Origin of the sequence: Chitinophaga sp. (assembly GCF_036569185.1) — a bacterium.
Taxonomy (GTDB): domain Bacteria; phylum Bacteroidota; class Bacteroidia; order Chitinophagales; family Chitinophagaceae; genus Chitinophaga.
This window is the reverse complement of sequence record NZ_DATCRD010000001.1, coordinates 1-13,029: the sequence shown is the minus strand read 5'-3', so window position 1 is coordinate 13,029 and position 13,029 is coordinate 1. Positions and strand designations below refer to the sequence as shown.

The window sequence follows — 13,029 nt, the reverse complement described above, 5'->3', positions numbered from 1 at the left end:
GGTGAGGATGCACTGTTGTCAGGCGGTGAAGCACAACGTTTGTCCATTGCCAGAGCATTGCTTGCAGATACGCCCATATTGGTGATGGATGAGGCCACGGCATTTGCCGATCCTGAATCAGAGGCTTTGATACAGGATGCGCTTTCTAACCTTGCTATTGGCCGTACACTGTTGGTGATTGCTCACCGTCTTTCTACCATACAGCATGCCGGGCAGATCATTGTACTTGACGGAGGAAGTATCGCTGAGCAGGGAACCCACAGCCAGTTAATAGATAAACAGGGAAAATATGCTGAGCTGTGGAAACGGCATGAACGGTCAGCAGTATGGTTTCCGGAAACGCGCGCAGACAGGAAAAACCAGAATATTTCATCGTTAAGTCTTTAGAAAGATCAATTATGTTACGTCAGATTTTAAGGATATTAGGTAAAGAAGCCCCTAAACTCAGGTTATTGATCTTTGTGCATTTTATCTGTGCAGTATTGCAAGGAATTGCCTTTGCCGTTCTGGTTCCGCTTCTCCAGAATTTATTTGAAGTTAACTTCCAAAAGGCATGGACATGGCTGTTTGCAGAACTCGGTATATTTATCGTTTATTCAGCCTTGTCTTATTGGGCAAAATTAAGTGGTCTGAAACTATCCACAGGTTTATGCAGCCTGTTATGGAGAAGATTGGGCGATCATATCTCTATACTTCCTTTGGGCTGGTTTTCAGGCGGCCAGGTAGGCCAGGTAGCTAAACTGACCAGTGATGGTGTGTTGAACGTAATGGGAGGGTCAACTAACCTGCTGAAACCCTTGATGGATGCTTTTGTAACGCCATCCATAGTGGTTATAATGATGGCCTTCTTTGATTGGAAACTGGCACTGGCTGTAGCGGCAACTGTACCATTCATTATAGCCGCTTATTTTGTGGCTGAACGGATCACGCACCGGTTTGACGACCAGTGGTACATGGCTTCAGTCAATATGACAAACCGGATTGTGGAGTTTGCACGGACGCAGCCCATCCTGCGGGCGTTCAACAGGACAAATAACAGCGTACAGTTGTTACATAATGCCTTGCTTCAAAGCAGAAATGCAACCAGAAAAAGCCTGAGTTGGGGCTCGGTGGGGCAAATCCTGTTTCTGGTGGTCATACAAACGGCATTTACTGTAGTACTTTTTATGGGAACATACAGGGCATTAGGTGCGAACATTGATGCCCCTGAACTGATCGCCGTGCTGATATTGGCTACCCGGTTTGTGCAGCCGCTGATGGATGCCGGAGGATTGGGGGTTGCCGCCCGTGTGGTCCGCAACAATCTGGGACGTATGGAAAAACTGATCGCCACACCCGGACTCCCCGAAACAACAACACCCAATACAGTAAAAGATGCCTCGATCGAATTTAAAAATGTATCGTTTGGTTACGAAAAAAGTAACACTATCCTACAGGACATCAGCTTCAAAGTTGAGCCTAATACGATGACCGCCCTGGTAGGTCCATCCGGCTCAGGCAAAACAACCATCACCCGCCTGATCGGTCGCTTCTGGGACGTTAGCTCGGGATCTGTAATTATTGGCGGATGCAATGTAAAAGATCTTTCCAGCCATCACCTGATGGAACAGGTATCCTTTGTATTTCAGGACGTGTATTTGTTTACCGGCACGATTGAAGAAAACATCCGTATGGCAAAACCTGACGCAACCAAAGAAGAATTTGAATATGCACTGCGTTCTGCCAGAGTTGATGAAATGATTGAGCGACTTCCAGACGGACTGGCCACACAGGTTGGGGAAGGCGGTGGTTCACTTTCAGGCGGTGAGCGTCAACGGGTTTCCATTGCGCGTGCGATCTTAAAAAATGCGCCTATTATATTGCTGGATGAGGCAACAGCGGCACTGGATGCCGAGAATGAGGCCCTGGTTCAGGAGGCACTCAGCGCTTTAAGTGCAAACCGCACACTGATTGTAGTGGCACATCGTCTGCAAACGATTATGGCTGCAGACCAAATATTGGTATTGGGTAATCATAGGATTGTAGAGCATGGTAACCATCATGACCTGTTAGCAATAGAAGGGCGTTATGCAAATTTTTGGAGAGAAAAACAAAGGGCAAAAGGCTGGCGCATTAAGTCCGGGTTATCCTAAGTTATCTGGATTTACCCAATTTATCTGAGAGATAATCCTTTCTTTTGTAGCAGACAATTCAATTGTGAAAGGACAAATGGGAAAAAAAAGTCAAATACCAGTATATAGCCTCGGGGGGAGAGGTAAATCGAACTTTGAAATCAATAAGATAGAAAAAGGGATGGTCGATTTAAGCAACTATCCCTCCGAAGTTGAACACCGGGATGACTATTACATATTTATCTTCCAGGAATACGGTAGCAATAATATAACCATTGATTTTCAGGATGTCACTTTATCGGATCATTCCATCTTTTGTATCCAACCGGGACAAGTACATTTTGGAAATTTTGCTCCCGATACGTCTGCATGGATCGTTTCAGCAGCGGCAGAATGGGTTCCTGCAGAATTTCGCTTTTTCCTTACTAACTCCACAATTTCCAGGCAACCTCTTCGAATAATCGCTGCTCATGACATTTTGATATTCCAAAAAGCCCTGGATCTTCTTCACATATTTGAAAATCGGAATGGTTCCTTTATTAAACAGGCGGTCAAATCAATGTTTGACGTATGCCTGCAACTGTTTATCCAAATGTTACAGCAGGCTTCAAGAAATAGCGTTCAAAGCAATTCAAGGCCAGCAATAATCACGCAACAATTTAAAAGCTTATTGTTGTCAAATTTCAGAATGATGAAAAGCCCGGCAGAATATGCTACTATCCTGAACATTACTCCAGCCTATCTTAATGATGTTGTAAAAGAGAAGACCGGGTATCCCGTTAGCCACTGGATACATCAGGAAATTATGTTAGAAGCCAAAAGAACACTTTTTTATACGAACAATACCTCAAAAGAAATTGCCCACGCCTTAGGGTATTCGGATCCAGCCTATTTTATCCGTCTGTTTAAAAAAATTACCGGCATTTCCCCTTTACAGTTCAGGCAGAAATATCGCAAATAATCCAGTTCCCCCTTTATCAATTTTAAAAATTTAAAGAGATAGATACAAATAGATCCGCTTATATCTCCCCGAATCACTAAAAATCTCAGATGATCAAATCCTGTTAATCAGTATAATCATCTAAATCCTGTTCCAGGACAATTTACATCGCCGAAGGCGATGAAGGCTTACTTTTTTTACCAAAGAAATAAGAAAGACTCGCCATATAATACTGTGTGATAACGGCGTTCCGCTGCTGTTCTATGTAGGAGGGCGATTGCATAGTGAGCAGCGATTGATTTTGCCTGGTGAGATCGTAGGCGTAAAATTTTGCCTGGAAGCTTTTGTTTTTTCCGAAGGTTTTCGCTACCCAGCTGTTGAGTACCACAAACTGCTGGTGTTGGCTGGTGTTGTTGAAATAAAGGGTGGCGCTGCCGATGCTGATATCTGCCGGGAGAAAAATGTTTGCGGAAAGTGATACGTTATACATCAGGTAATCGCTATGCCTGTTATCCTGGATAGCATAAACGCTGCTGATGTACAGCATGCTTACAAATCCTTCCAGCTCCAGCGCCTTTTTATACGTCCAGGAGCTGTTCAGCATTTGTGTGACAGTAAGATCGCTGGTGCGGTTTTTTTCCTGGTTAATAAACGTATTATTACGGCTGAAATAATAAGACAGGGAATAGTTGAGCGTTACGGCTGGTTTGTTGAAACGCTTGCCTATTGAGAAGTCCTGGTTAATACTGAAGTTGCCTTCTGAATTTACAGGTTTACTGATCTGCCGTCCGGCGGAATCAGAGTAAACCGATTGTGAAATAGCATTGGTGGGTATATCTGCACGGATATTAGTACTGAAGGTAACGCCGGTTACGCTGAATGAATGGTAACCAAAAGATGCAGAATTGTAAATAGACGGCTTCAGATCCGGGTTGCCAAGTTGCACGTATAAAGGGTTGCGGGTAGATACTACCGGCAGGTATACACTGGACGGAGGGATACGTGTTTCCCTGTTAATTCTCAGATCCAGGCCTTTGTAATTATCAATTTTATAGGACAGGAACAGGTTAGGAGAGAGGTAATTTATTTTTTGCAGGAAGTTATCCCCGTTAGTGAAGTTATAGCTTTTTGAATCGGTAATGTTGTAAGCGATATTCAGCTGGCCCTCTATTTTTGTTTTATTAAGAAAGATACCGGTACCTATCGACTGTTCAGTGATATCATTTTTAAACCGGTAGGTGAGGTTATTATTAACGATATCGTACCCTTTTTTTTCATTATCGAAGTCAAAGGCATCCTGGTTATTTTTTGTCAGGTTATTGTTGATTTTATAAGATACATTCAGGGATACGGAAGGAACGAGCGGGTACTGGTAGTTGACCCTTGCCATCAGTTTCCGGACATTGATTTTCATGTTCACCTGCTGGTTGAGCGTATCCGCCAGGTTCGCAGCAGGAATCGTATTCAGCGTAATATTGTTCTGATCACTTCTGCTGCTGTTCTGTTCAATATTGAAGGAAAGGCTTACGCTGCCGGCTTTCGGGCTGAACTGATGATTATACTGGGTGGTCATATTGAAGTTACTGTTCTTCCTTTTTTCCTTGTTGCTGGTGTTGCCGGAATTGATGGTGTCGTTATTTTTCCCGCCAGTAGAAATATATTTATTCAGGGCATTGTAGTTATTCTGTTGTGTATTGCCTGATACATCTATTGAAATGAAGTTTTTTTCATCCAGCTGTATGGTCATGTTGGCAAACAGGAGATTCAGGTTGGCGGTGCTTGTGGAGGTGTTATTGTTGTTATACCGGAAGTTACTGTCTGGCAGGATATTGTCGCGTTGCAGCCATTGCCTGTTATCCGTGTTGTGGCCCTGGTGCACAAAGTTGGCATTGAGTTTTATTTTAGGGGAGAAGTCGGTAGCGAGATTAGCGCTGAGGTTATTCCTACTGGAAACACCACCCATCATGGCCTCCGCTCTGCTCAGGTTTTCATCGGTAGAGTAAGGACCACGGGAGGAGTTGATGTTATTAATATAACCCATTATCATCGCCTGTTTGGTATCCCTGAACATGTTGGCATTAGCAGCTGCGCTGTATCGTTTGCCGGTAGCATAGCCTGCGCCTGCGGTACCATTGATCCCTTTTTTATATTCTTTTTTTACCGTGATGTTGATCACTTTTTCATCTTTGCCGCCTTCAATGAGGCCATCCTCCCTTTTCCGGTCGATGACCTGTATTTTATCGACGATATCTGCCAGGAGGGTTTGGGTGATTTTTTTTGTACTACCTTCACCGCCGGCGTTATCCTGGAACAGTGGCCTTCCGTTTACCAGGATGGTTTTTATAGCCGTACCCTGGAAAGAGAGATTGCCTTCCGCATCAATGGTGAGGCCGGGAAGCTTGTTCAGCAGGTTCCTCAGGGAGGCGTTTTCTGCTGTGTGGAAATCGCCGGCGGAAAATTCTACGGTATCTTTCCGTATGGTGAATGCCGGTTTATTTACTTTTACATTAATGCTGTTCAGCTTTATGGGGTTACGCTGCAGGCCTGAATTGCGGAGATCCAGCTGGAATACCTTACCGGATCTTTCAGAAATGATAACAAGCGTGGTGGCGGCATCATATCCCACAAAACTGATGGTGAGCCGGTAGTTGCCTACAGGGATCTTTTTAAGAACAAAATCCCCGGATTCGCTGGTGGTGCTTTGTGCAACGAGAACGGATCTTTCAGCGGTATAAAGCAGTACGTTGGCTGCCGGCAGCGGTTTACGGGTGTCTTTGTCGTACGCATGGCCCTTTATTTCTCTTTGCGCTGAAACGGTGAAATGGATTCCAATCAGCAGTACGGTTAACGTTAATGCGTAGTATTTTGCCATGCGGAGGATATTGGTTATTTCGGTACAATATCGCATTGAACCATTCTCTTTTTGTTAACCAATACCAAACATTGTCGTTCTGATTAAAACATTATCTTCCCGATTAAATAATAATTAATAAGATAACGTGATTAACAATTTGTTTACAATTACAAAAAGATGATTACTGGAGTATTTTTTGATAGGTTAGAAGCCTGGTGGAAAAATCAAATTACTATTTTATGAATACAGCTCCGTTAGTAAAATCGTTGAAGGACATGTTGCTCAAACCTAATGCACACGTAACTTTCAGCGATTCTGTAAAGAAATTGCCTGCCCATCTCAGGGGAGTAGTGCCTGATGGCATGCCATATAGCATCTGGCAACTGGTAGAGCATATCAGGATCACACAGTATGATATCCTTGATTTCTCGAGGAACCCGGACTACAAAGAAATTGAGTGGCCAAAGGCCTATTGGCCGGAAGAAACAGCTCCCCGGGACGATGCTGCCTGGAAGCACAGTGTGGAGCAGGTGGATAAAGACCTGCATGCTTTTATTGAGCTGCTGGAGCAGAGTAACGACCTGTTTGCGCCTTTTCCCCATGGCAGCGGGCAGCATTTATTCCGGGAAGCCGTATTATTGCTGGATCACACCAGTTATCATACCGGTGAAATTGTAGCGCTCAGGCGAATGCTGAACGCCTGGCATTAAATATTTGCCGGGTGAAATTTGTGTATCAAGCCCGGCGAGAGCCGGGCTTGATACATTAAATACATTTCCACAGGCAATCGGTGAACCAGTGTTTATGGTCGAAGAAGCTGGCTACAGGCCGGAAGCCGGCAAAGGCTGCCAGCTGGTCTGTTTCTTCCAGGCTGTACTTCTGCGAAATTTCCATGTAAATGGATTCATTTTCCCGGAAAGAGATGGTTACATCTTCCCCTATATGCACCTGCTGGTTTTCCAGGCTGATCAGGTAGCTTTTACATGCGCCTGTAACAGGATCGTAGGTAGGGAAGTGCTCAAATTTTGATATGTCAAAATCTGCATACAGCTCCCTGTTGATCCGTTGCAGCAGGTTGAAATTAAATGCCCGGGTGATACCGGCGGAATCGTTGTAAGCGTTCAGGATCACCTGGGGATGTTTTTTCAGATCGAAGCCGGTCAGCAGCAGGTCGCCCGGCTGCAGGTATTGCCTTAGCTGCTGGCAGAAGCTACGGGCGGCGCTCACACTGAAGTTGCCGATATTGGCGCCCATAAAAAGCAGCACTTTCTTTTTGGCAGTTACCTTATTGGCCTGTTGCAGCATCTGGAAGTATTCCCCGTTCAGGCCATGCAGTTGGAGGCCGGGCACCTGCATGGGCAGGTTCTTTTCCAGCTGGGCAATTACATTGGCAGATATATCGATGGGGAAATACGTATAGTCTATACCGTTACTGATCAGTTGTTGCAGCAGGTGAACTGATTTGGTGGCGTCGCCGGCGCCCAGTTCCACTACGTCAAATTCGCCGGCATATAACTGTAACGCTTCTGCTATTTGTGCTGATTGTTCGCGGAGAATTTCCATTTCGCAGCCTGTTAAGTAGTATTCATGGCATTGCATGATCTGCTGAAAGAGCGCGTCTCCGGCGGCATCATAAAAATATTTAGGGTCCAGATATTTCTGTGGTGCGCTAAGGCCCTGCACCACGTCATGATAAAAGATACCAGTAGCTGGTTTGCGTCTGCCTGTTACAAGCACACTTGGAATTACAGTCATACCTATTTTTTGATGTACGGAATGTAGATCTGTGAAGATCCGGATCATTTTCATAACGGTGCCTCAATCATCCTGCCAATCTTATCCCTGTAAATTGCCATCTCAGTGAAGGATGGAAAAAATTACGGTAAGTGATGCGGCTGTGATTGGGAGAAGTTACCTCAGAGCCACCGCGCAGCACCATCTGGCTGATCATGAATTTTCCGTTATATTCCCCGATGGCGCCGGGCGCCTTCGCAAAGCCGGGGTAGGGCAGGTAGGCGCTTTCACACCATTCCCATCGATAACCCCATGATAGTTGTGGCGCGGCCACCTCCCATTCAAACTCAGTGGGCAGCCGTTGTCCTTTCCAGGCCGCGTATGCCACCGCTTCATAATAGCTGACATGCGTAACGGGAGCATCGGGCATTAATGGCTGCAGCCCCTGCCAGGTATAATGCATCCATTTTCCATCAATGTTATACCAGTACATGGGCGTGGTGACCTGGTTATTCTTTACCCAATCCCATCCTTCGGCATGCCAGTAACGGAAATCCTGGTAGCCACCAGCCTGGATGAAGTCCAGGTATTCCGTATTGGTGACCAGTGCGGTACTGATCTTATAATCTGCCAGGTATACGCTATGCCTGCCCAGTTCATTATCAAAACAAAATCCATCTCCCGCAAAACCGATATCATATACACCGGCACGTATATTTAACCACGGAGCCCCGGGATTGTTCATCACCGGGATATCTTTATGATGAATATCGTATGCAGGGAACAACGGGTTATGCCCCAGGATATACTTAATGTCTGTATACAACAGCTCCTGGTGCTGCTCTTCATGGTTCAGGCCGAGAATAAACAGCTCCTGCAGCTCCGGCGATAGTTCATCTTCCAGAAAATCCATCATAGCATCATCCACATATTTCCGGTAGCGCATGATATCTTCCACGGCCGGCCTGCTCAGGTTACCCCGGTTGGTACGGATCACCCTTGCGCCCACAGACTCGTAATAACTGTTGAATACGTAATTATACTGCGGATCAAATACCGTATAGCCTTTAGCGTTAGGAAGAAGGATAAAGGTTTCAAAGAACCAGGTGGTATGCCCCAGGTGCCATTTAGGCGGACTCACATCCACCACAGGTTGCACTACATAGTCTTCCGTTTTTAGCGGGGCACATATTTTTTCGCTTCTCCGCCGTACTGTTTCATATTGTTCTTTCAATAACATAATTACAGGTGCTTACTGTTGATTCACATATTTGGTAAAATCCGAGATGCTTTTGATATGCAGCTCCTGTGCTGCAGTTCTGCGCATCATTAATGCGTAAGTATTATTAAAACCGATGGGCTGCAGCCATTTGATATGGTATTGCCTGGCAAATGCTGCGCTTACATAATCATATACTTTGCGGCTGTCGCTGATAATGCTGTCAGTTACCTGTTGCGGCGCCTGGAGTAATACCAGCAACCCTGTGCCGGTATATTCGGGATACATATCGATCTGGTCATTTACCAATGCGTCGAATACGATTTTTGTACCACCTAAACCTGTTTTGGTCACTGCCGTAAGACCAGTATGTCCTTCTATCAGCATCTTATACATTGCAGCAAGAATGTAGCCATCGCCAAAAATTTTTGAGCCGATCCGGATGCTGCCTTTATCGCCTTTGCCAGCGGGTTTCCAGAGGTTTTTAGCAACGAGGAAATCCTTTGCCACTTTTTCCGGGTTTTGTTTGAGATAGTCTACGCGGTAGTTCAATTCCGTCATGATACTATCATTAATTGTACCAACCAGCAGGTTGAGTGCAGGTTCCAGTTCAGGGTATTTCTGCAGGGTTTCTTCCCGCACAATGGGAGCTGCATAATACGGCGGAAAAATATGTTTATCATCTTCCAGTACCACCAGGTCAAATGCTTTTACCCTGCCATCTGTGCTGCTGCCGCTGATCACGTCCAGTTTTTTTTCATAGGCCGCTTTATACATGATCATATCGCTGATCACGAGTGTGCGGATATGCAGGCCGTATACAGATTTTAGCCCCAGATCCCCATCTTTCCGGCCCATAAATTCGGGCGTAAATCCTGCCAGCATTTTGCCGCTATAAGTATTTGGCAGGAGATAGAATGAAGATAGCAGCAGGAAGGCAATAGGCAATGCGTATAATGTTTTGCGGGCTTTGCGGATATTGATATGCTGGAGGAGCGACAGGAGCCAGTCGAACAGCAATGCCAGCAAAGCCGCCGGGATGGCGCCTGCCAGCATCATATTGGTATTATTCAGCGCGATGCCGCCGAAAATAAATTCACCGAGCCCGCCTGCGGCAATGTATGCAGCCAGCGTGGCTACGCCTACGTTGATCACGGTAGCGGTGCGGATGCCTGCCAGTATAACAGGCATGGCCAGTGGCAGTTGTACTTTCAGCAGCATTTGCCGCCGGCTCATTCCCATGCCGGTAGCGGCTTCCGTTACGTTGGGATCAACTCCCCTGATACCGGTGTAGGTATTACGGATAATTGGCAGCAACGCATAAAGAAACAAGGCTACTATGGCAGGTTTAGGGCCTATACCCAGCAGGGGGATCATGAATCCCAGCAATGCAATACTGGGAATGGTTTGCATTACACCGGCGAAACCGAGCACAGGTGCTGCCAGTCTTTTTTTCCGGGAGATAAGAATACCGGCGGGTACGCCTATGGTCACGGCCAGCAACACGGATATAAAGGTAAGCCCGGTGTGCGTGAGGGTTTGTTCCAGCAGTTTACCGGATTGTTGTTGTATAAAATCAAATAAGGTTTCGTTGGATTCCATGCCGTTGTATTAATTTTTATAGGCAGCTATTGCCTCCATTAGTCCATTCCCATCAATTATTTTTTGTTCCTGTTCATATACCACGGTAACCGGTTCATGTGTGATGGCTTCCAATGCATCCCAGCAGGTGCTGGCAGCGGATAATTGTTTGCCTGCCGCTGTGGTGGCCGCTGGCAGCCATTTCCAGAGATCCTTTATATGCAGTGATTTCAGTTCCAGTTGCAATCGTTGCGGATCAAGAAATGATCTTACAAAATCGTTTGCCGGGTGGAAGATCAGTTCGGCCGGTGTGCCTAATTGCTGAATGCGCCCTTCATTCATGAGGCAGATACGATGTCCCAACTCAAATGCTTCTTCCACATCATGCGTTACGAGGATGATGGTTCTGTGACTGATCTCATCGAGCGATTTAAATTCTTTCCGCACGCTGATGCGTGTGAGCGGGTCCAGTGCGCCGAAGGGCTCATCCATTAGAAGTACCGGCGGATCTGCTGCCAGCGCGCGGGCCAGTCCTACCCGTTGTTGCTGCCCGCCGCTGAGTTGTTGCGGGTATGCAGTAGCGTAGGAAGCCGGCAAATGGAGTTTATCCATCAGCGTGATCACCCTGTCGCGGATACGTTTTTTATCCCATTGCAGTAATGAAGGCACGAGGGCGATGTTATCGCTTACTGTATAATGCGGGAACAACCCGGTGTTTTGCAGTACATAGCCAATGTTGCGGCGGAGTATTTCTCCGGGCAGTTCCTGTATTTCTTTCCCGTTGATGAAGATATGGCCACTGTCGGTCTCCAGCAGGCGGTTGATCATCCGCAGGGTAGTGGTTTTACCGCAACCGCTGGTACCAAGGAGCACAAGTGTTTCCCCCTCCTTTACTTCAAAGGAAATATCATCTACCGCTTTTTTTCCCGGACCAAAAAATTTGGAAACATGTGCCAGTTTAATCATCCTGTATATATCAGATTGTGGAAAAAATTGCTCATTATGGAGCGGGTTTCTCCAGTGTCATAAAGAGATTGTTTAATGATTCCGCATAGAGCGGGTGCGCGAATACCATTTCACGTAGTTGCGTGGCCGTGATATTGCCCAGCATGGCCATTTGCAGCATAGACATGATCTCGCCGCCTTCCGTGCCTATAATAGCGGCTCCCAGGATCTTATCCGTATGTTCATGTACCAGGGCTTTCATAAATCCTCTTGTTTGTCCTGTTTCTATAGCCCTGGCTACTTTATCCATACCCAGGCAGGCTACTTTAAACGGGATACCTTCTTTCCGTGCTTCTTTTTCTGTGATCCCGATGCGGCCGAGTTGCGGATCGGTGAACATGCAATAAGGCACCTGCCGGTCTTTTATACCAACGTTAGCGTTTTCAAAAAGGTTTTTATAAATGATAAGATGATCGTTATAAGAGATATGGGTAAATGCGGGACCGCCTTTTACATCGCCGAGGGCGTAGATGCCTGGTTCGGAGGTTTCAAGCCGGTCGTTTACCTGGATAAATCCTTTTTCATCGGTAAGCACATTGGTTTGCTGCAGCTGCAGTGCCGCGGTTTGCGGGGTACGGCCGGTAGCCACCAGTATATGCGTGCCCGTTATAGTGTTGCGGTCGTCGCCGGTGCTAATATCCACGGAGATCTTTTTCCCGTTCACAGATACATGGGTTGCCTGTGTGCCGGTATGGATCTGCATATTTTCTGATTCCAGCATTTTTTTTATTACCGCTGCCACATCAGGATCTTCTTTTGATACCAGTTGGGAAGCGGATTCTATGATGGTAACGTGACTGCCCAAACGCTGATAGAGTTGTCCCATTTCCAGCGCGATATAACTGCCTCCCAGGATGATCAGCTCTTTTGGAATAGTTACTTCATCAAGCAGGGTAGTGGAGGTAAGGTAAGGCACTTCCGCCAGCCCGGGTATAGGCGGAATAAAAGGTTGTGCGCCGGTATTGATGAAAATATGATCTGCAGTAAGCGTAGTTGCTTCTCCTTTATGTCCTGTAACGGTAATGGTTTTATGGCCGGTGAAAGCAGCTGTACCCATAAAGAGGGTAACGTTTTTTGATTGTAACCCTTTTAGGGTTCCTTCGCGGAACTCTGTGACGATATTATTTTTCCGGGCTACAATAAAGGGAAGATCTACCATGAACCCATGACTGTGAATACCCCAGTCCTTACTATGAAAAACGGTATGTGCTACTTTTGCGCAGGCGATCATTGCCTTGGTAGGAGTGCATCCGTCGTTGATGCAGGTGCCGCCGGGATAGCGTTGTTCAACAACAGCGGTTTTCCAGCCTTTTTCTTCCATCTTCTTTGCCAGTGGATTTCCACCCTGACCTGATCCGATTACAATAGCGTCAAATTTCTGCATATGGAAAGATTTAGGATGCGGGGCCAAAGATTATACCAATGAAAAGTAAGCAAATTTTGCGAATAACGCGAATTTTGTCTGACTCAGGATTATGATGATTTTAATGATTTTCCTGAGTTTTTATCCTGCCTTTTGATGATATCAGCGGATTTGTCTGACGCGGATTTTGTCTGACTCAGGATTACGCTGATTATACTGATT

General features: G+C 46.0%; 10 protein-coding genes. 4 read left to right on the top strand and 6 right to left on the bottom strand.

Annotated features, from left to right (window positions below; genetic code table 11):
• From VIM72_RS00050 to VIM72_RS00040, 3 genes are all read left to right on the top strand, one after another.
• The coding region (locus VIM72_RS00050; protein ID WP_332000826.1) for an ATP-binding cassette domain-containing protein at positions 1 to 387 on the top strand (387 nt) is incomplete at its 5' end.
• A gap of 11 nt (positions 388 to 398) precedes the next feature.
• Complete coding sequence (locus VIM72_RS00045; protein WP_332000825.1) at positions 399 to 2,132, top strand: ABC transporter ATP-binding protein; 1,734 nt, start codon at positions 399 to 401, stop codon at positions 2,130 to 2,132.
• Positions 2,133 to 2,208: 76 nt separating this feature from the next.
• On the top strand, positions 2,209 to 3,072 hold the full coding sequence (locus tag VIM72_RS00040) for a helix-turn-helix domain-containing protein (RefSeq protein ID WP_332000824.1): 864 nt from the start codon (positions 2,209 to 2,211) through the stop codon (positions 3,070 to 3,072).
• A 142-nt stretch (positions 3,073 to 3,214) separates the two neighbouring features.
• Here VIM72_RS00040 and VIM72_RS00035 read toward each other — a convergent pair whose 3' ends face one another.
• Positions 3,215 to 5,923 (bottom strand): outer membrane beta-barrel protein, encoded by a 2,709-nt coding sequence (locus VIM72_RS00035; protein WP_332000823.1) that lies wholly within the window; start codon positions 5,921 to 5,923, stop codon positions 3,215 to 3,217.
• Positions 5,924 to 6,144: 221 nt separating this feature from the next.
• On the opposite strand from VIM72_RS00035, the gene VIM72_RS00030 reads away from it, so the two are divergent.
• Complete coding sequence (locus VIM72_RS00030) at positions 6,145 to 6,615, top strand: DinB family protein (protein WP_332000822.1); 471 nt, start codon at positions 6,145 to 6,147, stop codon at positions 6,613 to 6,615.
• A gap of 55 nt (positions 6,616 to 6,670) precedes the next feature.
• On the opposite strand, the gene egtD is transcribed toward VIM72_RS00030, so the two are convergent.
• From egtD to VIM72_RS00005, 5 genes are all read right to left on the bottom strand, one after another.
• The gene (gene egtD / locus VIM72_RS00025) at positions 6,671 to 7,660 is read right to left on the bottom strand and encodes an L-histidine N(alpha)-methyltransferase (RefSeq protein WP_332000821.1); all 990 of its coding nucleotides are present in this window, start codon (positions 7,658 to 7,660) and stop codon (positions 6,671 to 6,673) included.
• Positions 7,661 to 7,727: 67 nt separating this feature from the next.
• Entirely contained in the window at positions 7,728 to 8,879 is a 1,152-nt protein-coding gene (gene egtB, locus VIM72_RS00020; RefSeq protein WP_332000820.1) for an ergothioneine biosynthesis protein EgtB, read from the bottom strand.
• Positions 8,880 to 8,891: 12 nt separating this feature from the next.
• Positions 8,892 to 10,460 carry an ABC transporter permease/substrate-binding protein gene (locus VIM72_RS00015; RefSeq protein ID WP_332000819.1) on the bottom strand — a complete coding sequence of 523 codons (1,569 nt, stop codon included), beginning with the start codon at positions 10,458 to 10,460 and terminating at the stop codon, positions 8,892 to 8,894.
• 9 nt (positions 10,461 to 10,469) lie between these two features.
• Positions 10,470 to 11,405 carry an ABC transporter ATP-binding protein gene (locus tag VIM72_RS00010; RefSeq protein ID WP_332000818.1) on the bottom strand — a complete coding sequence of 312 codons (936 nt, stop codon included), beginning with the start codon at positions 11,403 to 11,405 and terminating at the stop codon, positions 10,470 to 10,472.
• Positions 11,406 to 11,439: 34 nt separating this feature from the next.
• Positions 11,440 to 12,828, bottom strand: coding sequence for a mercuric reductase (locus VIM72_RS00005; protein WP_332000817.1), 1,389 nt, complete (start codon positions 12,826 to 12,828; stop codon positions 11,440 to 11,442).
• Positions 12,829 to 13,029: the final 201 nt, after the last annotated feature.